The following is a 25343-nucleotide window of genomic DNA, read 5'->3' as shown; positions in this document are numbered from 1 at the left end:
AGCTTATCATAGGTCGCTTCCGTTGAGAACGGACAGCTTAACGGTATGTATCTCATCAACCACCGCAGCAAATGTTGGAAATTGGAGGAATGAGGATGATTTCAGTTGGGTAAAGCTAGAAGAAATTATATCTGTCCGTACATAATAAATATTGTTGGAGCCAGTGGACATTCGGAGTATTTTTATTGATCTCACGAAAGTTTAGAAAAGAGGACGTTTGAGCATGTGGCACTCAATTCGAGGAGTATTTAAATAAAACTTCTCATGAGTCTGTGAGTTCAATGAAAACTAATAAAGGGTTCCACTGATAAAATAGAATATGAGTTCTTATTGCCCCATTAAAGAAGCACTGCCCTAATAAACGGACAGTGCTTCTTTTGATATTTTCAAAATCGCTTAAAAAGGGCCTTAAATACTCCCCACTGATTCACCATTTTTGATAATGATCGTTGATTCTACATTCCCAGGAACACTTACTCCAATCTTAGAGCACCTTAACAGTGTACACCATTCTCAATTTACCGTTACCGCCATAAATTTCGACTCTTGCGGTTGTTGCAGTAGTGGTTGTTACCACGCCAGAAGCGGAGACTGTCACATTTCCACTTGCCACTTTATAAGTATCCCCCGGATAATTTGACAGCGCATAGGAATAATTTCGCGGTAACGTAGCAGTTCTGTAGTATACTCCGTTAGCTTCTACAATAGGCGTAATTATCGGTGAAGGACCTACTGCTGCGGACGCACTAGGGACGATGATACTACCAATGAGCCCCAAAGACATGACCGTTGATAATAATATTTTCTTAGTATTCATAAAAATTCCTCCTGATGTATGATATGAGCTCCTAAAATATACCATGTAAAATTGTTGATTTCACTTCATTCGAAAAATGTTGTCAAAATAATACAATAAAACGATTCTAAAGCCCTATAAAATACAAAAGAATTAAAATATAACAATTCAAGTATTTGCTTTTTAACTTACCGTACTTTTGAACTATTCTCCATAGCTGTATAGTCTTTGACCCACACGGAATAAAAAACGGACGTCAGAGTGATTAGCCCTAAGTCCGTTTTTCGTGTTTGTATCTTTTTAGTACTTGATATCAGTTGACAAGTTGGTGTGCAAGTCTCTCACCGCTGTCTTGATTCGTTCCTTTCATGCGCATGAGCTGCTTTAAGGCGTGCAATTCCGCACATTGGCTAATTGCTTCAGCGACCAATTTAGCGATCTGACGCGCTCCTTCATCAGAAAAATGAGTATTATCCGTTACGCCAGCGGGGTAATTCGGATGCACTTTTTCAGGTAAATGCATAAATAGCTGCTTGGATTCTTCTTCTCCCAGGGTACGATAAAGCTGCTGAGAGGCTTTAAAAATATCGAGCAGGGGTGTCCGTGTTTCCTCGGCTACTCGTCTCATCGCTGCGGGATAAGCACCCACAGCAAGCGGATCGGGTTCTCCGTTTGCGGTAAAGCGGCGGCGGCTTACAGAGGTTAACAGTACTGGGATTCCACCACGCTCCCGAGCAGACTCGATACATTGAATTAGGTTTTGACGGTAGTCCCCGTCAGGATCGGTATAGCGGGTGGGATCTTCTTTCTTCTCATCGTTGTGTCCAAATTGAATAAACAGATAATCGCCGGCTCGAAAATCCTTTTCAATATGAGACAATCGACCTTCCGCTATAAAAGATTTAGTGCTTCGTCCATTAACCGCACGATTGTTCACTTGAACAGACGGGTCAAAATAACTCTGCAAGTGTTCGCCCCAGCCTGTCATCGGTTTTTCGGTAGCTCCTTTTTGGGCTGCGGTGGAGTCACCAGCGATAAACAGCCTGGATGTGATCCGCTGTCCTTCCGTAACATAGCTATGTTTTTGGAGCCACTTTTCCGCAAGAGCGAGCCATTGCTGGCATTCGCGGTTATCTTCAGCCAGTCCCAAGCCGTGGCGCCCTTCCTCAAACACATGCAGCTCAAATGAAATGCCTTCTCTGGATAATGCGGAAGCTAGCAACAAGCTGTTTTCGACCGGAACAGTGGCGTCATTAGCTGTTGTCCAAATAAAAGTTGGAGGGGTCTGTGAAGTCACTTGTTGATCGGATGAAAAGGCGTCAAGTTGCTCCTGTGTCGGCTGTTCACCTAAAAAATGAGTGCGGCTTCCGATATGCGTATAAGCATCATGAAACGAAATCACGGGGTAGCCCAACAGCAGAAGATCGGGTTTTTCCGCCCCTCTGGTGGCGACGATGGAGGCCAAGTGCCCGCCTGCTGAAAATCCAACCAGACCGACTTGCTCCGGGATCACTTGCCAGTCTTTGGGCGTTTGTCGAATCCACCTCAGGGCATGTTCCACATCCTCCAACAAGGAATCGACCTCAAAGTCTCCGACTTGATAATGCAGCACACCTGCATGAATACCTAAATCATTCAACCACCGAGCTATGGGTTCTCCCTCATGTGAAGCCAAGTGCTCGTAGCCACCGCCGGGCAGTACCAATATAAAAGGCCGAGCTTCATGGGCCACTGCTGGATAGAGGGAGAGAAAGGAAGTGTCTGCCGGAAATTCTTTTTTTACAATCTGTTCTTTATGACTAACAACGTGTAACATAAGGTACCTCCAAATTCCTTTTTTAAATTCTGCAAGCTAATCCAGATGAACATAAAACGGGATGGGACGGATGTAATGGTATTTAACATTTCTGTTTGAAGAGTGGGCTTAAGCTCAGGTTTGTTTTTTAAATAAATGCACACGTGAAAAAAATGATTTAAACCTTGTTATGAAAGCGCTATAATTTTGGTATGATGCAAAGAACCAAAGGGGGAGCGCAATGAAAAAAGGCAGGATGTTCTATACCATTTTTATTACGATTCTGGTTTTGGGAATAGGGTTGGTGGCCAGCTTCGGCAGCTACATCTATTTTACAACAATTAGCTCAGTTGTGGAAAGAGTTTCCAACAGTAAACAAAGCTACATGACGCAGATCAAAAACAGTCTGGAGCAGAAAATCCAAACGATTGAATATGCTTTTAATACGTATAGTACGACCAGTTCATTTGATGAAGTCGTAAAACATCCCATTACAGAAAAAGATTTTGTAGCGTATCGGAATGTGAATTCGCAACTCAATTATATTGCTACGATGGGATTAGAAGGAACGGAATACTCACTGATTAGCCTGGATCAGAATTGGAAAATATCCAATGGAAGCCTGTCCTATTTGACGAAAACAGAACGGGAGAAGCTATTTAAAACCTATATCGACCATCAGGATAAGGGGCTATTCTGGATTAAAACAGACAAGGGAATCCGCTTTGTAAATACTTTGCCTGTATTCTCCAAAAAGAAGCAAGCCATTGCGCTGTCGGATATTTCGTTGCAAACGTTAAATCGTACAATTCAAGCAGAGGATCACATGGCCGTTTTTATTCTGAATAAACAAGGCGATTTAATGTACGAAACCGAGCCCGTTGAACAATTATTGACCACCCAGCAGCTCCAGCACATTTCAGAGGCTACGGCTACACCCGACAATTCAGGCATGTTGACACTGGAAAAAACGAAGCATCAGCCTGCTCAGCAAGTCATTTATGCCAAGTCTGCTTATAACAACTGGACGTATTTAACGATATTAGATAAAAAGGAGATTTCGAATGCATTCCAAACGACCAAATTCGGGATCATCACGATGGTACTTGTACTCACACTCTTGATTGTGGTGGTGGCGTATATCATAGCCGTCTATTTTACAAAGCCATTCCAGCAAATTAAACGCAGCCTGCCTAAAAATCCTAATTTTTCGTTCAAAAATGAGCCTTCCAAAAATGAAATTGACTGGATTATTGATTCCATTGACAGCATTGTAACGGAAAAGGAAAGCCTGGAAAGCCTCATTCAGTCCGAAATGCCACAGCTTGAAACCCAATTGATCCTTAACCTGTTTCGCAGGCGGATTTCAGCCGAGGAATTGGCACGAAAAATGCCACGTTTGGGCTATCCGCAACTGGAGAACCAAATGTATATTACCCTGTTGATTCAACTGGATAATCTGGGAGATCGGGAGCCCTCGGATAAGGACATTTTACTGCTGGCTATTAACAAAATCGTAGAAGAAACCATTCCAGAGCAGCAGCGAATGCTTCCCATCATTTTGAACGATGACATCCAGGCGACCATTTTAATGTTTACAGGAAAGAATGAACAGGAAATAAACAAGCAAGTGCTGGATGATGCCACCCTTTTGATTCGAACCGTAAAAGAGTATTTGAATGTATCCATCAGTATCGGCATTAGTAAATCGTATGACAATTTGTTAGAAAGCAAGGAAGCCTGTGAGATGAGTAAGCAAGCCTTGCACCACCGTTTAAACTTAGGCAAAGAATCCATTATATTTTACGAAGACATTTCCACAGTCATTTCAGGCCCGGTGCTGCTTCATTATCCGACGGAAATGGAATCGCAGCTGTTTGACGCCATTCGAATAGGAGATGAAGAGCGAGTACGACTTACCGTACATTCCTTATTGACTGAAATAATGACAAAGAACAATCATTCCATGAACTTTGAGGTGCTGTTGGTGCGGTTTGTGAATAACCTCATTCAATTGGAGCAGCTGCTAGGGATCGAAGTGTTGCTGACGCAGAACAATCATGCGTTGTACCATCGTCTGCTGGACATTCGTAATCCGGAAGAGATCGAGCGTATGCTGGTGGAGCAAGTCATTTCCCCTATGGTAAAAAGTATGAAGGAGAAGACGAACCAGCAATTCCGCTGTCTCTCCGAGAAAATTGCCGCCATTATCCGGGCTGAATATGACCAGGAATTGTCACTGGAGCTCATTGGGGACCGTCTTCATTACAATCCCAATTATTTAAGCAGTATTTTCAAAAAAGAATACGGTACGACGTTCAGTGAGTATCTAATGGGCTACCGGCTGCAAATGGGCAAAAAGTGGCTCATTGAGACGGATATGACGATTAAAGAAATCGCCGAGCGATTGCAATATCATAATCCGCAGAACTTTATCCGCTCGTTTCGGAAGAAGGAGCAGGTCACGCCCGGAGCATACCGTAAGATGAAGCAAGCGAATTAAAATGAACTTCACTAGCAATCAAGGGGCAGTTTATCCTTTTACCGCCCCTAATAATGCTCCTTTGACAAAGTGTTTTTGCACAAATGGATACACGATTAGCATAGGAACGGTTGCAACCACAATGACCGCCATCTTAATCGTCTGCGCAGGTGGGATGACATCCACAGAGGTTCCTTCTGCCTGCATACCACTGGAAACGATTACAATTTGGCGAAGCAAGACCTGAATAGGCCATTTGGCGGAATCATTAATATAGAGAATGGCATGCATATACGTATTCCAGTAGGCTACCGCGTAGAAAAGTGAAATAGTTGCAATAGAGGGCATAGCTAACGGCAGCATAATTTTAAAGAAGATGCCAAAATCGTTACACCCATCCATCTTGGCCGATTCCTCCAGATCATCCGGTAGCGCCTGAAAAAAGTTACGCATAATAATCAGGTTAAATGCATTAATGGCCACGGGAAGGATCAGAGACCAATACGAATTGATGAGCCCCATGCTTTTTACAACCAGGAAAGTTGGAATCATCCCCCCGCTAAACAACATGGAAAACACGACAATGAAGTTAATCGTATTTCGGCCAAGCAGATATCTTCGGGATAATCCGTACGCCATAAAAGCAGTAAAGATCATACTCACCACGGTACCGACTACAGTCACTCCGATCGAAACCCCTAGTCCTCTGAAAATCGTTGGGGTCGACAGGATATACCGATATGCATCCAGGGAAAAAGTGACAGGGAACAAAATGAATTTTTTAGCTACCACTTCTTGGGTTGAGGCAAAAGAGCTGGCGATGATATTCAGAAAAGGCAAGAGACAAGTGAGGGCAATGAGAATTAATAATGTACTATTTACGATGGTAAAAATACGACTGCCCAGCGATTCTTTTTTTAGTGATTTTTGCACCAAGTGATTGACCTCCTCGTAATCGTTTACATGTAAACTGTACCAAGAGGGCGGAATTCCGTATATAATCAAATCTTGAGGTGTTCTCCTAAGCATGGAAAAAAGAGGGTAATCATTAGGTTGTGTAGTAATCATTAGGTAAGGTGAAAATCCGGAAAATAGGCGGTATATAAGGTTTTGTAAACGCTATCATTTGATGATTATATGCGTAATGCCAAAAATCACGTACTCTTGAAAACGTATACAGGAACGTTTGAAGGAGGTCGAGCTAATGAAAGTTTCAAGTGTCCCCGCACCGAACATGAAACCGAATATGAAAAAGAAAAAGAACAACAGAACGACGGAAAATCTTTTACGTATGCAAAAACATAAGTTGCTGTATCTGATGGTTTTACCCGGGCTGGTGTACTTCATTATTTTTAAGTATTTCCCTATGGGCGGCTTGGTCATTGCGTTTCAGGATTATCAAGCCTTTTTGGGAATCACGGGCAGCTCGTGGGTAGGAATGAAGCATTTCATTCGTTTATTTACCGAGCCCACGTTTTTCATGCTATTACGTAACACCCTGGTTTTGTTTGCGCTCAACATTGTGATCTTCTTTCCATTACCGATCATTTTGGCATTGATGCTGAATGAGGTAAGGAAGCTTGTTTTTAAAAATATCATCCAAACGATTATCTACATCCCGCACTTTATGTCATGGGTCATCATTGTTTCGATTTCTTATGTATTTTTAACCGTAGACGGCGGGGTACTGAATGAAATGATTGCTGCACTAGGCGGTGAGAAGATCAGCTTCTTAACTTCCCCGGAATGGTTGCGTACCGTTTATATGGGGCAAGTGATCTGGAAGGAACTCGGCTGGTCTACCATCATTTATTTATCGGCGATTACAGTCGTGGATACGCAACTGTATGAGGCAGCAGAAATGGACGGTGCCGGACGTCTCCGAAAAACATGGCATGTTACCTTGCCTGCGATTCGCCCAGTCATTATTACGTTGTTAATTCTGAAAATCGGCAGCACGCTGGATTTGGGCTTTGAGCATATGTATCTGCTATTGAACTCATTAAACCGCGAGGTTGCCGAAATATTTGACACCTACATTTATACAGCAGGCTTAAAGAATGGACAATTAAGCTTCAGTACGACGGTAGGACTTTTTAAAGGCGTGGTGGGATTAATCCTGATCATGGGTTCCAATCGACTGGCCAAGAAATTTGGTGAAGACGGCGTTTACTAATGACGACGGGAAGGATGCGGAATGGTACGGTTTGTAGAAAACATGAACAAATGGTGCATGCGCTTGCTCCGGCTGGTTTACCTTAATTTGCTATGGACGGTTGCGACGATCCTGGGCTTGGGATTTATAGGCGTGGGACCTGCTACTGTCGCTATGCTCAGTATTTTAAGGCAATGGATTCGGGGGAATGAGGAGGTCGCCATTTTCTCCACGTTTGTACGTTACTTTAGAGAAAGTTTTAAAGAAGCGGCGATCATTGGAGCGATTTACAGCCTCGTGGGCTACGTGCTCTATGTGGATATCGTCAATGTCTCATCCTGGTATGTTCGCGTAGTGACGCTTATTGGAGCCTTTTTGTATCTCATCTCGTTGGCGTACATTTTCCCGTTACTGGCTCATTATGATTGGAAAGGGATCAAGCTGAAAATCAGAATGTCCGTGGTGATTGGGTTTTCGTATTTACAATATACACTTGTTCTTTTTGTTGCGATTGTCGCGCTTTTTACATTGATTCTAGGCTTGTACCCAGGAATTCTGACTTTTGCCGGAGCCAGTATCATCGGTTATCTCGTGATGTGGATGACGCATCAGGTGTTTAGCAAAATAGAGCGAGAGGTTCTGGTGAAAGAGGAAGATATGGCATGAATATACGATCAGAAAAGGAGCAAACACAATGAAAAAAGGGATATCGATGAAAAAGGGAGTATCGGGCCTTCTTGCCGTACTTATGGTCATGAGTGTTTTTTTAGCTGCTTGCGGTGACAAGGGGGCAGAGGATCAAGGCAGCCAAACCTATGATCCGAATTCAAAGCTGGAATTAACCTGGTTAAATGTATTGCACACAGCCTCTCCACCTACAGACACGATTAAGGACAAAATTGAAAAATACACGAATTCCAAGATTACGTTCAACTGGGTTCCTGATGCATCGAAAGAAGAGAGAATCACTACAGCGCTGGCGTCTGGTGAATTGGCGGATATCGTGACTCTTACGATGATGACAAATTCTTCAGTTCGAAGTTCATTGAAATCAGGTCTATTCTGGGATGTAGGGAGTTATTTGGACGATTATGACAATTTAAAAAAGATACCTCCCGAAGTTAGAAATGCAGCCTCCATCGAGGGAGTTCTGTATGGAGTTCCATTCCAGAAAAATTTGGCACGAGCAGGCTTGGTTATTCGCAAAGATTGGCTGGATCGTTTAGGACTTAAAGTACCTACGACCCTGGATGAGCTTTACGAAGTTGCGAGAGCGTTTACAGAAGATGATCCGGACGGTAATGGCAAAAAGGATACGACAGGCTTTGGCGACAGATCTGATCTGCGCTACAGCAGCTTTAAAACCTTAAGCTCTTATTTTGGCACACCTAATGGCTGGAAAGTAGATGAGAATGGCAAGTTTACGCCGGAATTTGATACACCTCAATATTTGGAAACGATAAAGTATTCCAATAAATTATATAAGAACGGGTATATATCGAAGGATTTCGCCGTAACCGCTAAAACCGATCAGCAGCAGCAATTTGCTCAAGGGAAAACCGGAATTTATACGGGAATGGTGGATATCACCAACTTGAGAAATCTGTCACAAGGCTTGCAAAAGGGGCTTGAATTGGTGCCTGTAAATAAAATCTCCAATGGAGACGGTAAATATCACATTTGGTCCGAGGGCAGCGGAGTTGGCGGTTTGCTGGCATTTCCTAAATCCGAGGTGAAGACGGAAGCTCAATTGAAGAGATTACTTCAATTTGTCAATGATTTGATTGATGAAGAAGTATTTATGGACATGACAGGTGGTATCAAGGGAACTCATTATGACATTGATAATGAAGGAGCTTTCAGAATTATTAACACCGATTTGTGGCAAGCAGATGTACAGCCGTTTGCAAGCTCCAGACCGAGTGAAGTAACTTACACGTTAAAAGATGCCAACCCTGAAAAGGAACTGGCCAATCAATTAATCAAGGAAAATAACGAATTTGCCGTTTTGGACCCAACCGTTCCTCTGGATTCTGTAACTGCCAATGAAAAAGGAACTGAGCTCGAAAAAATTATTACCGATGCTACGTTCAAATTTATTATGGGTGAGACCGATGAAGCCGGATTTAAAGCAGCGGTAGAAAACTGGAAAAATTCCGGTGGATCACAGATTATTACTGAATACGAAGAAGCGTATAAGAAATCGAAAAAATAAGGATATAGATATAGGTTGAACATCAGTGTACATGAAGTGCCACTACGCAGGCGGATGGTGCTTACCATCGCTGACGCTTGTTCAGCACCATTCCGCCTACTCCGTTTTCCAGTGTATTTTTAAGTTCAGCCTATACATCATTTTCGTATTCACAAAAAATGAAGACAGGAGAGAACGAGATGCAAATGTATAACATTGTAGATTATGGAGCACCTCAGGATGGTACGACGTTGGCAACAGGGGCGATTGCGGCTGCGATCGAAGCGGCCAGTAATGCCGGGGGAGGAACGGTATTTGTTCCCTCGGGTACGTATCTGACAGGCGCAATCTTTCTGAAAAGTAACATTGAGCTGCATTTAAGCCCCGGTGCAATTCTTTCCTTCAGTACGGATTTGGTTGATTATCCTGTAGTAGAATCCAGATGGGAAGGCATTCAGCGAGAAGTACATGCGTCGTGTATTTATGGGCAGAACCTAGAGAATATTTCAGTTACAGGCAGCGGAACGCTGGACGGAAATGGTCAACCGTGGTGGGAAAAGCATCGGAATCATCCCGAGGAGTTACAGTACCCGAGACCCAAATTAATCAGCTTTGACCGTTGTCAGCGGGTCACCATTAAAGATATCATGTTGAAAAATTCCCCCAGTTGGACTGTAAACCCTATCGCTTGTTATAACGTTACGATTGACAATGTGTCCATTCTTAACCCGGCGGATTCCCCCAATACGGATGGCATTAATCCCGAATCCTGTTCCAATGTTCGTATTAGTAACTGCAATATTGATGTGGGCGATGATTGTATTGCGATCAAAGCAGGAACCGAAGATACACAGGAGAGGATTCCTTGTGAAAATATAACGATTACCAACTGTACGATGGTGCATGGACATGGCGCTGTCGTACTGGGAAGCGAGATGAGTGGAGATATCCGTAATGTCACGATCAGCAATTGTGTGTTCAAGCAAACGGATCGGGGCATCCGCCTGAAATCAAGACGGGGACGTGGCGGAATCATCGAGGATATTCGCGTTAGCAATATTGTGATGGAAGATGTGATTTGTCCATTTATTCTGAATCTCTATTATTTCTGCGGACCTCGGGGCAAAGACAAATATGTCTGGGACAAAAATCCCTATCCAATTACCGATGAAACGCCTTGCTTTAGACGGATTCATTTTTCCGATATCACGGCACGACAGGTTCATGCGGCTGCTGGATTCTTATACGGACTTGCAGAACAATATATTGCTGAAATTACATTTTCCAATATTGATATTTCTATGGCGAAAAATGCGATTCCCGGCCGTCCTGCCATGATGACAGGGATCGAAGATATGAACAACCGTGGTTTTTATCTAGGCAATGTTAGAGATATCCGTTTTCAACAGGTGACCATTGAGAATCATGAAGGCCCTGCTTTTTATATTGAAAACGGGGAAGGCGTTGAAGTCAACCGTTGTCATTCGAAAAATACAAACCAGCCTGAAAAGCTGATCGAACAAGTGACGATACAACCTTCTGAACAAAATGTTTTTAATTGAGGATTTTGCAAAAATCCTGATTTAGGAGGGGCATGGAAGGAGGGAACACGTGGATAAGCTGCAAGCATTATTGGGAGATCTTCCGGCAGATCGACCCGTTACAGCTACCGTGCTAAAGCAAGAGGAGCAAGAGGGATACCAACTGGAATCTCTCCTGCTGGACATAAACGGAATCGAGCCTGTGCCAGCTTATATAGCCACACCACTACAAGGAAACAGTCCGTTTCCATTGGTCATTTTCAACCATTCGCATGGGGGCAATTATACGAATGGACGCAAGGAATTTATCCATAGCAGCTCTTACTTGCAGCAGCCCTCGTTTGCCAAAACCCTGACAGACATGGGCTATTGCGCTTGTTGTATTGACATGTGGGGCTTTAATGAACGTGGGGGCAAAACCGAAAGTGAGCTGGTAAAGGAGATGCTCTGGCAGGGCCAGGTGCTGTGGGGCATGATGCTGTACGATAACCGTCGTTTGGTGGACTATATGTGCCAGCGAGAGAGTGTTGATGCTTCCCGCATCGCAACGATTGGCATGTCGATGGGAGGTCTGATGGCGTGGTGGCTGGCAGCGTTAGATGAGCGGATACAGGTCACCATTGATATTTGCGGACAGGTAGATGCCCATACGCTGATCGCCAAAAGGGGACTGGATCACCATGGCTTCTATTCCTATGTCCCCGGCTTGCTAAAGCATTTTACCACGTTGGATATTCAAAAGCGGATTGTTCCCCGTCCACGAATGAGCATAACAGGTCAAAATGACCGAATGTGTCCTATTGAAGGAGTCGAGCATCTGGCGAAAGGACTGCTGGAAGCTTACCAGGAAGCAGGTCACCCTGAACATTGGCAGCCTGTGATCGCAGGTGGCGGGCATATGGAGACCTTGGAAATGCGAATGGCGTGGCAGTCATTTTTAGCAGAACATCTGTAATTCCAATGAAAGGATTGGGGCAACCATGCTGGTAGGGAAAGAATCCTTTTGTGATTTTCATACGATTCAGGAGGCGATTGCTGTATTGGAGCAGTCGCCTTCTAACGAAATGGAAACGCTGTATATTTTATCGGGTACCTACGAGGAGGAGGTGCGGATCTACCGTTCGTGTCTTCATATCATAGGCATCGGACAGGTAGACATTCGAATGCATCGGTATGCCAGGGAGCTGGATGAGGCAGGCGAGGAAATAGGAACCTTTGCGACTCCCACTTTATTTTTAGGCGGTAGCCATCTGATTTTGGAAAATCTCACGATTTCCAACACGGCGGGACAGGGGGAAGCCATTGGACAGGCTGTTGCCGTATATGCTCACTGTGATAAAACGGTTTTTAGAAACTGCACCTTTCGCGGGCATCAGGATACATTATTTACAGGCCCCTTGCCTCCGGCACCGAAAGAACGGCTAAAGTTTGGCGGCATTCATTTGAAAGAACATCATGCCCACTATCGCCAGCTTTATCAGCAATGTTATATCGAGGGAACGGTAGACTTCATTTTTGGTGGGGCTACCGCTTATTTTGAACATTGCGAAATTCGCAGTTTGCGCCATCATGAGAACCAAACGAGCTACGTTACAGCCGCCTCCACTCCCCACGGACAAGCGTATGGCTATGTATTCAATCATTGCTACTTAACCGCAGAGCCTGATATTACCCCGGTATTTTTGGGGCGTCCGTGGCGTGAGTATGCCAAGACCGTATTTGTGGATTGTAAAATGGGCGAACATATTGATCCACGGGGTTGGGACAATTGGGACGATGCTGCAAATGAGAAAACAGTTTGCTATCAGGAGTATGGTGTATCCGATGTTGCCTCGTTGCGTAGGCAGCGTGTTCGGTGGGCGGGTTGTTTTGAAACAGGAGCAGAAGTGTGGAGCAAGGAGCAGGTTTTTGTTGGAGACACTTTTTGGAAGCAAGGAGGAGCAATTTCTCATGATGATCCAAAATCCCATATTAAAAGGCTTTAATCCCGATCCGTGTATTGTACGAGTCGAGGATACTTACTATATTGTCGTGTCATCGTTTGAGTGGCTGCCGGGAGTACGGGTGTATCAGTCCACAGATTTGGCTCATTGGGAGCACTGTACAGATATTTTGACCGATCAGGTTGATTTAAAAGGAAACCCGAAAAATTGCAGCATTTGGGCGCCGCAGCTGAGCTACGCGGATAACCTTTTTTATCTGCTCTATACGGATGTGAAGAGCACCAGACGTCCGTTTAAGGACGTTCATAATTTTGTGATGACGGCGCCTGCGATTCATGGCCCATGGTCAGACCCGGTTTATCTCAACAGTAGTGGATTCGATCCGTCTTTATTTCACGACGAGGATGGACGTAAATGGCTATTGAATGCATTGTGGGATTACCGCATGTTGGACAGCAATAAATCTTCAGGTATTGTTATGCAGGAATACGATAGCAGGCAGCAACGACTTATTGGCGAGCCTGTGAAAATTTTTGATTGCACGCCTTTGAAAAAGACAGAAGCCCCTCATATCTACAAGCAAAACGGATATTATTACCTTATTACAGCGGAAGGTGGAACGGGTACGGGACATGCGGTAACCGTAGCCCGTTCGAAGCAGCTATCCGGGCCTTATGAAGTAGACCCGCATAACCCGATGCTTACGTCACGCGATCGTCCTGAATTCCCTTTACAATGTGCAGGACATGGCAGTCTTGTACAGACGCCAGATGGCGATTGGTATATGGCTCATTTATGTACTCGTCCATTGGAAGGGAAGTATGCCATTTTAGGGCGAGAAACAGCCTTGCAGCACGTGTACTGGAATGATGAAGGCTGGCTGCGATTAACCGGCGGGGGCCATACGCCGCAATTCGAAGTGCCTGCACCTATCGGAACCAATTTCTCGGCAGGGCAGAAGCACAGCTTTATATTCGAAGACTTTTTCGAGGGGCCCGTTTTAAATAAAACGTGGAACACATTGCGCATACTGGCGGATGACCGTTGGTGCTCACTGAGCCAGCGTCCGGGCTATCTTCGAATTCTGGCTGGAGAATCCATTCAAAGTCTGTTTCATCATCATGTGCTTGCCATCCGGCAAACCGATCATCATTTTCGGGTGGAAACGGCACTGGAATATCAACCTGTCAGCTATTTGCAAATGGCGGGGCTCCTGCTGTATCTAAATGATGAAAATTATCTATATGCCTATGTCAGCTATGAAGAGGGACAAGGGAAAGTACTGCGCATGATGCGATGTGAAGCAGATACATTCACATTAGTTCCCCATGCGATTATACTTCAGGAGGATCTTCCTATACATTTGGCCGTAGAAGTCCATGCAACCCAAGGACGATTTTATTACCATCTCGGGAATGAACCCACCTGGACTCCACTTTTTGAAAAGCAAAATATCAGCTTTTTATCAGGTGGATTTACAGGGAATTTTGTAGGGATTGCCGCCCACGACATGCAACAATTTCAAGGCAGCTACGCCGATTTTAGCCACTTTTTGTATCATGGGCAAGACCATCTATCCTCTTAAAACAAAAATATAACGAGTGTGTTGTCTATCCAACATTTTGTCTTTTTGATGATTGCAGCAGGCGGGCCGCCGCTATAACATATAAGTGCAACACATGTTGTTTAAGCAACCGCAGTCATCCGATGGAATTGAAGGAGCAGGATTTGCTGCCCCTTGCTTTCAAGCAAGGGGCTTTTGGATCTTTTTCATAAAAACGGAGTAGGCGGTTCACCTTTTCACGTTATAACCTCGTAAAACCTCTAAAAAAACGGTAGCCGCTTTCGTTTCAAATACCGCAGAAGGGGTCAGAAAAGAGAATTTTCGAACGACCGGGAAGCCGCTTATATCCAACACTTTTAAAGTGCCCAAGGTGAGTTCCTTTTGAATTGTCCACTGTGACAGCAAAGAAATGCCCAAGCCTGCTTCTACAGACTCTTTAATAATCTGAGTGCTGCCAAAATCCATAATATGAGCAGGGGCAAACTGAAATCGTGCAAACATCTTTTCCGCCGCTTCCCGGGTTCCAGAGCCTTCTTCGCGCAGAATCCAAATGTCCTCTTGTAGCTCACTTAATCCCACTTGAGCTTTACCAGCCAAACGATGATGATGTGGAACGACAATATACATTTCATCTTCTGCAAACGGTTCAATGTACAAATGGTCATGCTGAAATTCTCCTTCAATAATCCCCACATCCAGTTGATTGCCGATCACCAATCTTTCAATTTCCTGAGTGTTGCCGATGCTAATGGAGGGCTGAATGAGCGGATATTGACTTCTCATTTGCGCAATCACATGAGGAAGTACGTACTCTCCGTACGTGTAGCTTGCGCCAATGGACAGATTGCCTTTTGCTGTATTCATCAGCTCGTCCACTAAATACTGCATTCGGGTGTGGAGGCGGATAATTTCCTGGGCATGATGATATACAATTTCACCGGCTTTGGTTAAACGCACATATTTATTACTTCGCTCCAAAAGCCGGGCTCCCATCGTACGCTCCAGCGTTTGAATGTATTGACTTACGGCAGGCTGGGTCATGTGTAACTCTTCGGCTGTTCTTGTGAAGTTTTGTTTCTCCGCTGCCATAACAAATACGATTAAAGATTGATCCAAAGCCAACTCCTCCATTTTCATCATATGTATTTACTTATGAATACTATTATAATGATTTATTTTCCTTATGACAAAATACGCATTAAGCTTTATGAAGACAGAATTGGAGGTATTCACCATGAGCAGTCACATAAAGCGCATGAAATGTTCACTAAGTTCCGGTTTATCACAAAAGCGTTCCCCACACTCTAACCGAAATCGCTTTATCCAGCGTATCTTAGGCATTGGACTGACCATGATATTTGCATCCGTGGGGTATGGTCTGAACGAAATACCTGGCTTTCATTATGTAGGCCCTTTGGCTTGCGCCATGTTTCTCGCAGTCTTATACCGACAGCTATGGGGATATCCCGAAGCTTTACACTCAGGGGTTGAGTTTTCGGCTAAAAAATTGCTGAGAGGGGCTATCGTATTATACGGACTAAAGCTCAATATGGATGTTGTTATTCATCACGGTATGGGCTTGCTCCTGCGTGATATGGGTACCGTCGTATTTTCCATCCTGTTTACGATGTGGCTGGCCAAGCGCTTTAAGGCAGATGCTTCGCTCTCGCTTCTTCTCGGTATTGGGACAGGTGTCTGCGGTGCGGCTGCGATTGCGGCTGTCTCTCCCCTGTTGAAATCCAAGGATGAGGATACGGCTATAGGAGTAGGGCTCATTGCTTTGGTCGGAACTGTATTTGCCATTTTGTTTACTGTCCTTCGATCCTGGCTTCCTTTGACGGATATGCAATATGGAATATGGTCAGGCATCAGTTTGCATGAAATTGCACATGTGGCCTTAGCTGCTGAACCTGCCGGACAGGATGCTCTCGCGATTGGCTTACTAGCCAAGCTGGGCCGTGTCTTTTTGCTAATACCGCTTAGCTTTATGATCATGTACTGGATGAAGCGAACCGGAAAGATCCACTCGGATGCGAAAATGGAGTTCCCCTGGTTTCTCATTGGATTTGTCATAACAAGTTTGATCGGTAGCTATGTTTTGGGAAAATATATCGTAGTTCCTTCTAGTCTGATGAACGGACTTTCTCACATCACCACATTTATGCTAACGATGGCAATGGTAGGCATGGGGCTGAATGTGAGCTTTAAGACCTTGCGGGAGAAAGCGGTGCTTCCTTTACTGGTGCTGTCCATCACCTCGGTCATTCTTGCAGGCTTAACATTTTTAACCGTGTGAATAAGGATACAAAAGAAGTCTCTGCTCGCTATGTAGCTGGTAGAGACTTTTTAGTGCTGTAAATGATAAACTTGAGATATGTGATGACTTATCCGTAACTTTTTACATATTATTGGCGTCTATCAAAATGGCGGGTACTGAGGATACTAGATTGCACGATTTTCATAAGTGAAAATTTATAGAATGGTAGGGTACATAATGAAGAAAATTTGTTTTTTGGCTTTTTTATTTCTGTTTTTATGGGTATTTCCAGGGGAAACTCACGCTACGTCTTCAAGTTCACATATTGAGCTGGATGGTAAAGATTTAAGTACTGCGAAGGGAATTCAGATCCAGGAAATAAAAGGTAATGTGTTGGTCCCACTTCGTCTCATTGTGGAGGAATTGGGTTATAAGGTCAATTGGGAGCCCAAGACAAGTACGGTAACGATACAGGATCGAGATCATAACCTCAGCCTCCAGGTAAATAGCCCCATAGCGTCAGTCGATGGTCATCAAATGGGGTTGATGGTAGCTCCATTGCTTAAAGACGGAACGACTTATGTTCCGCTTCGCTTTGTATCTGAACAGACAGGGCTTGATGTGACATGGAGCAGCAAGTTAAAAACGGTGTTTCTGACTTCCCCACCTGTCTCAAGCGGAAGTAGTGTTTCTTTGAATCAGGATTCAGAAGAAACACTGGAGTCAACATCTACTGAGCCTGTTACATCTACTATAGCTCCTGATACAATCGTCCCTGAGCCTGTCATCTCTTCCGACGGACATGCTCAAGGGATCGATGTCTCTCACTATAATGGCAATATAGATTGGCAGCAGGTTGCGGCCGCAGGCAAGACATTTGCTTTCATCAAGGCTACTGAGGGGACAGCATATCAAGATAATCAATTTTTAGCAAATGTTCAGGGTGCGAGGGATGCCAACATACTGGTCGGTGCTTATCACTTTTTGAACGCTACAACTACGGATGGTGCTCGTCAGGAAGCTGCTAATTTTGCCAGGGCTATAGAATCAGCAGGGGGCAGTCTGGATCTTCCACCAGTGATGGATTATGAAAATAACCCAAAAGGTCTTACTCCTGCGCAAATTAGTGAAGTGGCTCATGCATTTTTGGATGAAACGGAGAAGCTTACCGGACGTCTGCCAATCGTGTACACGGGAAATGTCTTCGCTTCCAAGTTTGATCCTACACTTTCTATGTATAAATTGTGGGTAGCCAGATACAGCACCACTCAAAAACCGACTGCAGTTCCAGCCTGGGATAACTGGTGGGCCTGGCAGTACAGTAGCACAGGTAGTGTTCCGGGTATCCGTGGTAATGTGGATTTGAATGAATTCAATGGAACGATAGATGAACTCCGTTCTTCGCTGGCGGGAGATATTGAATAGCAGAAGCTTATGACAATAGTAAATCCTCGCGAATCTGGCATAGGATCGGCGAGGATTTTTGGCGTCTAATCGTCTAATTGGGCATAATCCATACGATTTCACAGATCCGGACAAAGAATTTCTTTCCGTACACATCCAAAATAACATGATCAGGTTTACAATCCACTACACAACCGTCAATTCTGCCACGAGTGGTCTCCAGTACAACATATTTGCCAATGACCGATTTTAATGTTTCTACCACATACGGGTCTACAGGGGTTACCATGATGTGATGAGGGGTATGGTGGTGATGGGGAAAAGGTTGGTTCGTACTGTAATTAAGCGCTTGATTTGGATTCAATTGCTTCACTCCTTCAGGATTAATTGTGATATCTTATGCTCCTGCCCAGAAAGGGTGTAGGCGGATGCCCAATCGACGGAAAGATTCACATCATTGCCGATAAGCCCGGTCCATAGGAAGCCTCTATACATAAGCTATGATGTACCTTGAATTGAAGGAGGAACTTACCATGAGTGAATGCGAAAGAGGTTGTGGCGGCGGTCAAGGATACCCAGGCGGAGTTTGGACATCAACAGGGGCTATCCTGGTACTGTTCATTCTGCTGGTCATCATCACCAAGTCGTTATGGATCTAATTTGAATTGAGTGTATTAAATCCCTCACCGGTGTATAGCTGGTGGGGGATTTAGCATTTTAAGGGATTCAAGTGACTTGTTTGGATTGTAAAACACCCCAAATAGCAGTTACCACTCCCTGACGGATGAGTGTCGGGGGTGGTAGCTGTCATATGAGGTGTCAATCGGTTTGGTAGACAGGGCTTGACGGGTGCAGTGGACTAAATTAAAGCAATCGCTAATAGGGTGAACAGGCTCAAGGTTAAGATTTGATTACCATATCCATAGCCAGGATAAAATGCAGAGGTTTGAACACGCCCGTTTGATTCCGCTTTTAAGTACACATTATTGCGATCCACCTTCACGATGGTTCCTTCGTGCTGTTGTCCGTCCATAGTCAAAACACGTACCCGTCTGTTCATACAGCCCAAGCAGTTGTAATAAGCGTCCATTCAATCACCCCCTCTTGTACATTCGCATTTTATGAGAGGAATGATGTAACGGTAACGGCTAATATACAGGGAGAGGGCATTCCCACGGATTTATGATCTTATCAGGGTCAGGTCCATTCATGATAAGGGTTAAAGGCGAAGCCGGGATATCCGTTTGTAGGGGCATAGTTTCTTTCCGGGGCGACCTGTTGGTATGGGGGAGTATCGGCAAGTCTCACATGTATTCCCGTTTTTTTTGGCCTGCTGGTGCTTGCAGTCATTAGGCGGACCGATGATCACAGGCTTTTTGATAGGAGCGAGCGCTTCCTGAATTTTATTCTCATTCAGGCAGTAGGTATGAGCCAGAATATTGCTTGGCGTTAATCGCAAGATGTCGGAGCCGAGGATGAATTCAGGGGTGGGAGCATTAAAAATCGCTATCAAATGAGTATGATCCATTGTGGCGACCTCGTAGTGCCACCATCCCTGGGGAACATTAGCGACCTGACCAGGTATGAGCGGGAAATGGTGCAACTCGCGGGTGAAAGGGTTAATTAGTGACACGGTCACTGCTCCAGAGACGCAGTATACCAGTTCTGCTGCATTTTGGTGGTAATGAGGCTCTACGACGTTGGCTGTGCTGAGGTAAATATCCAGCAGCGATATATTCGCCAACGTATTTAGTTGCTGGATCGAAAGCTCGTTGATGTAGTTTTGAGCATCCTTTTGAAATAAAACATTGTCTTTTAAATCATAAGTAAATTGTGCGGAGGGAGAGGTGTAATCCATATATGAATCCACGCGTCGTTCCTGCCTTTCTGCTATTTAAAATTTGATGATCGTACAGCTACCCTATGCATTCGCCCAATGTTGTGTGCAAGGGATAGGGGCACTCGTCAGTCCGCTAAGGCTACGTTATTTGTATGCGCAGTCATAGGACCAGAGCCGGATGATACGTAAATGCGGCTTGTGGTATACTGCAACGGACGTGTGAGAGCATCTTTGTCCGATTCCGTATGTAGCAACGCGTCATTTCCGCAGCTAGGCATAAGCTATAGCCCAAGAAACATCATCGGATAAACGCCCCTGAGTTGTACAGGCCGGAATGGTTGTACCGGACAGAACAAGAAAGAGGAGGTTGTCTGGAATATGAAAAAATGTTCTATGTTGATCCTGTCCTGTGCATGTATGCTGGGTGCTGTGTTGTCGGTTGCTCCAGGACAAGTACAAGCGCAATCGTCAACGCTGACGAAAGGGGCTCAGAGTGAGCAGGTGCTGGAGCTTCAACAGCAGCTTCATTCGCTCGGTTATTTTAAAGCCGGTTTTACCGGGTATTACGGATCCTTGACCAGTAAAGCAGTTGCCCGTTTCCAACGGGACTACGGCCTTACGCCCGACGGTGTAGCCGGAGCGACAACGCAAGCCAAGCTGGATTCCTTCGGGAAGGTGCGTTTAACCGCCCTGGAGCAGTTGGCCCGGATTATTTATGCCGAGGCACGCGGGGAATCTTTTCAAGGGCAGGTAGCCGTGGGGGCGGTCGTATTAAATCGTGTGCAGTCCAATGAATTTCCAAGCTCGATTCCGGACGTTATTTTGCAGCCAGGCCAGTTCACCGCTGTACAGGATGGTCAATACCGCCTGAAACCGAACAAGACCGCGTATCGTGCGGCAAGACAGGCTCTTAATGGTGCTGATCCGACGAACGGGTCCCTGTTTTATTACAATCCGGCCATTGCCACAGCCAAGTGGAGCAAGAGCCGTCCGGCTGTCATTTCACTCGGCCGCCATACGTTTACAAATTAATTCAACGTAAGAACACGTAACTCGTTAGTCGTCAGTTGCTCCCTGTAGCCAGGAGCAGTGGCGGCTTTTTTTGCATATTCACAAATTTGTAATATATTAGTGTCGATTTCTCTATTTTAATATTAAAATTTCTACATATTTTTCCGATACTATTAATAGTAAAAAATATGATTTCAAAGGAGTCTTACTGAAATGAGTCAAAATCCTTACAGCATCGAAGTGGATCAAACCATTAAAACGGTACATATGGCGGTGAACGGTGTGTTTAGCCCGACTGAGTATGATAGTTTTGTCAATGAGTATGTATCCAAGACTTCCTCTATTCAGGCTTCCAGCTTTACGCTCAAAGTAGACTGTACCCAATTGGCACTGCTGGGCCCAGGAGAAGTAGAAAAACTGAAAGGTTCTTTTGTACGGTATAAAGAGACCGGATTTGCCAAAGTGATTTTTGTTATCAGCCTTCAACAAACGATTATTAAAATGCAACTCGGTCGTGTAGCACGTGAAGCGGGATTAAACAACGTAGATATCGTCGTACAATAATGTTCTGAAGCGGTGACAAACAGCGAGATGAATGTGTAAGGGGGAACCTGCTGATGAGCCATATTAGAATAAAGGCATTGGGTGTGTATCATCCGCCTCATTCAGTAGATAACGAATATTATATCCGTCATTTTGGCAAACAGGGCAAAGATATTCGGCGCTTCATGGAGCATATGGGCAGGAAAAAGCGTTACATTATTGATCACCCGGACGAGAACGGTTTGGCGATGGGGATCGCGGCTGCCAAGAAAGCGCTGGATCAGGCTCAAATGACAGGCCGTGATGTGGACATGATCGTGTTTTCCACCCAAGTCCCAGAGTCACTGTTCCCTATGAATGCCCTATTTATTCATCAAGCGATTGAGGCCAGACATGACGTGGTTGTCATGGATTCTAACGCGAATTGTGCAGGCATGACGGTGGCTGTCGATCAAGCCAGCCGATCCATGCTGTCTAGTCCTGACGTGAGGACAGCACTTATCATTGGTTCGGATTATAATTCACTTGTTTCTGGCCCTGAGGATGAAATTACTTATGCCAATTATGGGGATGCCGCTTGTGCGGTTATTTTGGAGCGTACAGAAGAGGATACAGGTTTTATGGATTCTATGTATTTTACGGACCCGGTCAACATAGATAAAATTTTGTACCCGGCTCAGGGATTAGCGGCAACACTCCAAGCAGATGCTCCGGGAAAATATATTCAGTGGCTTCCGTTTGACGCTAATATGGCCTTGCCCCCTACATTTGAGCTGCTTGAACGCATTTTGAAGAAGAACGGACTGGCGCCTCAGGATATACGGGCTTATTGCCTGTCCCAGTTTTCGCTGGCAAATGTGTTGAAGATTCAGGAGCACTTGAAGCTGGAGGATGCCCAAATGATCTATGTGGGTGATCGCTATGGCTACACGGGTACCAGCAGCCCGTTCATTGCCTTGTATGAAGGGATTGAATCCGGTCGCATCCGCCGCGGTGATTATGTGCTGTTCTGGACAATTGGAGCCGGATATCAGCTGGTTGCTATGCTGTTTAAATATTAAGGAATATGAAAAAGACCTTGCGGCCGCAGGGTCTTTTTGTGCATTATACCCATTCAATTGTAATGAGAGATTATTTTTCGCAGGCAATTCCGTCATGATCACGGTCGAGTGCTAAGCGGTAGCCGGGATCACCTTTGTAGAGAGGTGCCTTACCTGCCTTTTTAACAGCTGTACAGTTTTTGTAATAGACGGAACTTTGCGTAGCTGATTTATGGGATTTTTTTGATTTTTTGGCCTCCACGGTGGGGGCGAATTGAAGAGAAACGCTGAATACTAGAGCCGATGCCAGTGCGATGGAGATGATTTTGGATTGTTTGTTCATCCTTACTCTTCCTTTCTGTTCATGACTATAGTCCCGGTCCTTTATACAAATATGTAGGGGATTAGACTGATTATAGTCTATCAGAATCAGGGATATTTTTCTATAAAAAAGGATGAATGGATAGTTTATGGCTATTTGTTTGTGTTTTGTCCGATTGTTTTGTAAAGTTTATACATTGAATTCCTGAGGGGGCTTATATTGCGGACGTTTAATAGCATAATAGCTAGAGCGAAAATGGGACAACATAAAACAGGAGATGGAGTGTCATGACAATCGAAAATTTATTTTATGGGGACCGGATTAAACTATCCGCTGTCAGGGAAGAAGATGCCGAAACGATGTTCAAATGGGGAGAGGATGCGGAGTATCTGCGAAATGTGGATACGGACTTGGCACTTCCTTATACGCTGAAGCAAATGGAATCGGAAGGTTCACCCAGTTCGAATGAGGTCTATTTCCGGTTGAGAACGTTAGCAGATGATGTCCTGATCGGATTTGTGGCCATTCACGGGATTGAGTGGAATAATCGGATCGGCCAGTTGGCGATTGGCATAGGCAATACGGACTACCGTGGGAAGGGATACGGTGCGGAAGCGGTGCGTCTCATTCTTCGTTATGCTTTTTACGAATTAAATTTGAATCGGGTCGGTCTGGATGTTATTGAGTACAATGAACAGGCCATTCGAACCTACGAAAAGGCGGGTTTCCAGCTTGAGGGCAGGGTTCGTTCGGCTGTTCTTCGTGATGGCAACAGTTACGACCGTATTATGATGGGGATGCTGTATTCCGAATGGAATGAAAGCGTTAAAGTTTGAGAGATACACAATTTGTTCATAAAATATTCCATAAACAGTCTTTTAACAGGGTCAAAAGAGGTCTATAGTTAAGTTGTCACATACTGAGATACATAGTGTTTTCGGTGTGAGTCAAAGCTAAGGAGGAATTTACATGACAAACGTTGTAAGGTCCGTCACTTCACCCAAGAAATTTATTTCTGGCCAAAATCTGCTCTCGTCGTTAAATGACTACATTAAGGATTATGGCGATAAAGCCTTTATTATTTGCGATGAGTTTATACTTGAAAGGGCTCAAAGGGAGGCTGGCGCTTCTATTGAAGCGGCTGGCAATCAGGCCATTTTCGAGAAATTTCAATATGAATGTACTAAAGAAGAAATTGAGCGTAACCGGGAATTGGTGCGCAAACATAGCGCTAACATCATTATAGGAATCGGCGGCGGGAAAACGCTGGATACCGCTAAGGCAACGGCTTACTATGAAAAGCTGCCTGTCGTTATTTTCCCGACGATTGCTTCTACGGATGCCCCTTGTACAGCCCTTGCGGTTATCTACAAGAAAGATGGCTCCTTTGATGAGTATTTGTTCCTGCCAACCAATCCCGACGTTGTACTCGCAGATACGGGCATTCTGGCAGCGGCGCCTGCACGTTTCTTCGCAGCTGGCATCGGCGATGCGCTGGCTACTTATTTTGAAGCGCGGGCTTGTTATCAGTCCAATGGGGACAACCTCGTGCTGAACAAGCCTTCCACCACAGGGCTGGGGCTTGCCCGTCTCTGTTATGATACATTGCTGGAAAATGCCGTGAAAGCCAAGCTTGCGGTGGATCGTAAAGTATATACTCGTGCGGTGGAAGATACCATTGAAGCGACAATTTATCTGAGTGGTGTTGGTGCGGAATCAGGTGGTTTGGCAGCAGCTCATGCGATTCATAATGGCATGACGGCTGTTCCTTTACTGCATAAAGCACAGCATGGCGAGAAGGTCACATTCGGCTTGCTAACTCAGCTGGTGCTGGAAAATGCACCGAAAGAGGAACTGGAAACGGTCATCAAACTGGTTAAGGATGTAGGTCTTCCATTGACGCTTCGTGATCTGGGTGTAGAGGAGTTTGTCGAGGCTGAATGGCGTCAAGTAGCCGAAGCTGCCTGTGCATCGAATGACACGATGGTCAATATGCCGTTTCCGGTCAGTCCTGCTGACGTGTACAACGCCATCATTGCGGCAAATGCGATTGCAGAATCCTATCAGGGATAGTTTTTCCCTAAAGAACGAAAATATCTTTTGCAAAAACGGGTCTGTCATATTACTGGCAGGCCCGTTTGGTTTAAACGCGGACTTATATCATATCTTATTCTGACCGATATACATGTAACAGATGAAATTAGGAATGGTTACAGCAGGAGGAGATTTGATGTTGGTACATGGTAAAACACGAAGAGGCAGTTTGTACATCCATATGTCCAGCGGTTTTCATAAAATTGGAGATTATCGGGAAGAATATTCAGTAGCGCCGGGAGATCGACTGATGTCGAGATTGACCAAGCGGATCTATACCATTGTATCTGTGCATCTCGGTGAAGAGGCGTATGCCGATATTGATCTGGAAGAAGTGATTAGAAATAGTTAAGCGCTTGGTT

Annotated in this window: 23 protein-coding genes and 2 pseudogenes; 17 read left to right on the top strand and 8 right to left on the bottom strand. The window is 44.7% G+C overall.

The window, feature by feature from the left end; translation table 11 throughout:
• Positions 1-484: 484 nt before the first annotated feature.
• Together QMK20_RS16570 and QMK20_RS16565 are read right to left on the bottom strand one after the other, a co-directional pair.
• A complete protein-coding gene (locus QMK20_RS16570) occupies positions 485-817 on the bottom strand; it encodes a hypothetical protein (protein WP_283652474.1) in 333 nt (110 codons plus the stop codon).
• 292 nt (positions 818-1109) lie between these two features.
• Entirely contained in the window at positions 1110-2612 is a 1503-nt protein-coding gene (locus tag QMK20_RS16565; RefSeq protein ID WP_283652473.1) for a GDSL-type esterase/lipase family protein, read from the bottom strand.
• A 220-nt stretch (positions 2613-2832) separates the two neighbouring features.
• Between QMK20_RS16565 and QMK20_RS16560 the strand changes: the two genes are divergently transcribed.
• Complete coding sequence (locus QMK20_RS16560) at positions 2833-5094, top strand: helix-turn-helix domain-containing protein (protein WP_283652472.1); 2262 nt, start codon at positions 2833-2835, stop codon at positions 5092-5094.
• 30 nt (positions 5095-5124) lie between these two features.
• On the opposite strand, the gene QMK20_RS16555 is transcribed toward QMK20_RS16560, so the two are convergent.
• On the bottom strand, positions 5125-6009 hold the full coding sequence (locus tag QMK20_RS16555) for a carbohydrate ABC transporter permease (RefSeq protein WP_283652471.1): 885 nt from the start codon (positions 6007-6009) through the stop codon (positions 5125-5127).
• A 268-nt stretch (positions 6010-6277) separates the two neighbouring features.
• Here QMK20_RS16555 and QMK20_RS16550 point away from each other — a divergent pair, with 268 nt between their 5' ends.
• The 7 genes from QMK20_RS16550 (at position 6278) to QMK20_RS16520 (ending at position 14491) form a co-directional block, all read left to right on the top strand.
• A complete protein-coding gene (locus QMK20_RS16550) occupies positions 6278-7249 on the top strand; it encodes an ABC transporter permease (RefSeq protein WP_283652470.1) in 972 nt (323 codons plus the stop codon).
• Between the two features lie 21 nt (positions 7250-7270).
• Positions 7271-7894: a YesL family protein gene (locus tag QMK20_RS16545; protein WP_025684614.1), complete on the top strand. Its 624-nt coding sequence runs from the start codon at positions 7271-7273 to the stop codon at positions 7892-7894.
• Positions 7895-7922: 28 nt separating this feature from the next.
• Positions 7923-9443, top strand: a complete 1521-nt coding sequence (locus QMK20_RS16540) for an extracellular solute-binding protein (RefSeq protein ID WP_283652469.1) — start codon at positions 7923-7925, stop codon at positions 9441-9443.
• A gap of 179 nt (positions 9444-9622) precedes the next feature.
• On the top strand, positions 9623-10984 hold the full coding sequence (locus QMK20_RS16535) for a glycoside hydrolase family 28 protein (RefSeq protein ID WP_283652468.1): 1362 nt from the start codon (positions 9623-9625) through the stop codon (positions 10982-10984).
• 49 nt (positions 10985-11033) lie between these two features.
• Positions 11034-11918, top strand: coding sequence for a dienelactone hydrolase family protein (locus QMK20_RS16530; protein ID WP_283652467.1), 885 nt, complete (start codon positions 11034-11036; stop codon positions 11916-11918).
• Positions 11919-11943: 25 nt separating this feature from the next.
• Positions 11944-12948, top strand: coding sequence for a pectinesterase family protein (locus QMK20_RS16525; RefSeq protein ID WP_283652466.1), 1005 nt, complete (start codon positions 11944-11946; stop codon positions 12946-12948).
• Positions 12914-14491 (top strand): glycoside hydrolase family 43 protein, encoded by a 1578-nt coding sequence (locus tag QMK20_RS16520; protein WP_283652465.1) that lies wholly within the window; start codon positions 12914-12916, stop codon positions 14489-14491. Before QMK20_RS16525 ends, QMK20_RS16520 begins: the two co-directional genes overlap by 35 nt.
• Before the next feature lie 207 nt (positions 14492-14698).
• On the opposite strand, the gene QMK20_RS16515 is transcribed toward QMK20_RS16520, so the two are convergent.
• Positions 14699-15586, bottom strand: coding sequence for a LysR family transcriptional regulator (locus QMK20_RS16515; protein ID WP_283652464.1), 888 nt, complete (start codon positions 15584-15586; stop codon positions 14699-14701).
• Between the two features lie 118 nt (positions 15587-15704).
• Here QMK20_RS16515 and QMK20_RS16510 point away from each other — a divergent pair, with 118 nt between their 5' ends.
• Positions 15705-16766 carry a YeiH family protein gene (locus QMK20_RS16510; RefSeq protein ID WP_283652463.1) on the top strand — a complete coding sequence of 354 codons (1062 nt, stop codon included), beginning with the start codon at positions 15705-15707 and terminating at the stop codon, positions 16764-16766.
• Between the two features lie 198 nt (positions 16767-16964).
• Complete coding sequence (locus QMK20_RS16505; protein WP_283652462.1) at positions 16965-18152, top strand: GH25 family lysozyme; 1188 nt, start codon at positions 16965-16967, stop codon at positions 18150-18152.
• 73 nt (positions 18153-18225) lie between these two features.
• Here the strand turns inward: QMK20_RS16505 and QMK20_RS16500 are convergent, their stop codons facing one another.
• Entirely contained in the window at positions 18226-18495 is a 270-nt protein-coding gene (locus QMK20_RS16500; RefSeq protein ID WP_044648245.1) for a YuzF family protein, read from the bottom strand.
• Between the two features lie 169 nt (positions 18496-18664).
• On the opposite strand from QMK20_RS16500, the gene QMK20_RS16495 reads away from it, so the two are divergent.
• Positions 18665-18790, top strand: coding sequence for a hypothetical protein (locus QMK20_RS16495; protein ID WP_283652461.1), 126 nt, complete (start codon positions 18665-18667; stop codon positions 18788-18790).
• 200 nt (positions 18791-18990) lie between these two features.
• Here the strand turns inward: QMK20_RS16495 and QMK20_RS16490 are convergent, their stop codons facing one another.
• The gene (locus QMK20_RS16490; RefSeq protein ID WP_283652460.1) at positions 18991-19221 is read right to left on the bottom strand and encodes an LSm family protein; all 231 of its coding nucleotides are present in this window, start codon (positions 19219-19221) and stop codon (positions 18991-18993) included.
• Positions 19222-19328: 107 nt separating this feature from the next.
• Positions 19329-20001 (bottom strand): annotated as a pseudogene (locus QMK20_RS16485) (cupin domain-containing protein).
• A gap of 348 nt (positions 20002-20349) precedes the next feature.
• Here QMK20_RS16485 and QMK20_RS16480 point away from each other — a divergent pair.
• The 3 genes from QMK20_RS16480 to QMK20_RS16470 all read left to right on the top strand — a co-directional run bounded on the left by QMK20_RS16480 (position 20350) and on the right by QMK20_RS16470 (position 22586).
• The gene (locus QMK20_RS16480) at positions 20350-21003 is read left to right on the top strand and encodes a cell wall hydrolase (protein ID WP_283652459.1); all 654 of its coding nucleotides are present in this window, start codon (positions 20350-20352) and stop codon (positions 21001-21003) included.
• A 192-nt stretch (positions 21004-21195) separates the two neighbouring features.
• Complete coding sequence (locus QMK20_RS16475) at positions 21196-21546, top strand: hypothetical protein (protein WP_283652458.1); 351 nt, start codon at positions 21196-21198, stop codon at positions 21544-21546.
• A 53-nt stretch (positions 21547-21599) separates the two neighbouring features.
• A complete protein-coding gene (locus QMK20_RS16470; RefSeq protein ID WP_283652457.1) occupies positions 21600-22586 on the top strand; it encodes a ketoacyl-ACP synthase III in 987 nt (328 codons plus the stop codon).
• A gap of 70 nt (positions 22587-22656) precedes the next feature.
• Here the strand turns inward: QMK20_RS16470 and QMK20_RS16465 are convergent.
• Positions 22657-22824, bottom strand: a pseudogene (locus QMK20_RS16465) (excalibur calcium-binding domain-containing protein); the annotation flags it as partial.
• A 350-nt stretch (positions 22825-23174) separates the two neighbouring features.
• Between QMK20_RS16465 and QMK20_RS16460 the strand changes: the two are divergent.
• From QMK20_RS16460 to QMK20_RS16450, 3 genes are all read left to right on the top strand, one after another.
• Positions 23175-23723: a GNAT family N-acetyltransferase gene (locus QMK20_RS16460; protein WP_283652456.1), complete on the top strand. Its 549-nt coding sequence runs from the start codon at positions 23175-23177 to the stop codon at positions 23721-23723.
• 133 nt (positions 23724-23856) lie between these two features.
• Complete coding sequence (locus QMK20_RS16455) at positions 23857-24960, top strand: glycerol dehydrogenase (RefSeq protein WP_283652455.1); 1104 nt, start codon at positions 23857-23859, stop codon at positions 24958-24960.
• A gap of 157 nt (positions 24961-25117) precedes the next feature.
• Entirely contained in the window at positions 25118-25333 is a 216-nt protein-coding gene (locus QMK20_RS16450; RefSeq protein ID WP_025685324.1) for a hypothetical protein, read from the top strand.
• Positions 25334-25343: the final 10 nt, after the last annotated feature.

The organism is Paenibacillus sp. RC334, from assembly GCF_030034735.1.
Taxonomy (GTDB): Bacteria; Bacillota; Bacilli; order Paenibacillales; family Paenibacillaceae; genus Paenibacillus; species Paenibacillus terrae_A.
The sequence above is the reverse complement of the archived record's forward strand: the minus strand, read 5'-3'. Positions and strand labels throughout refer to the sequence as shown.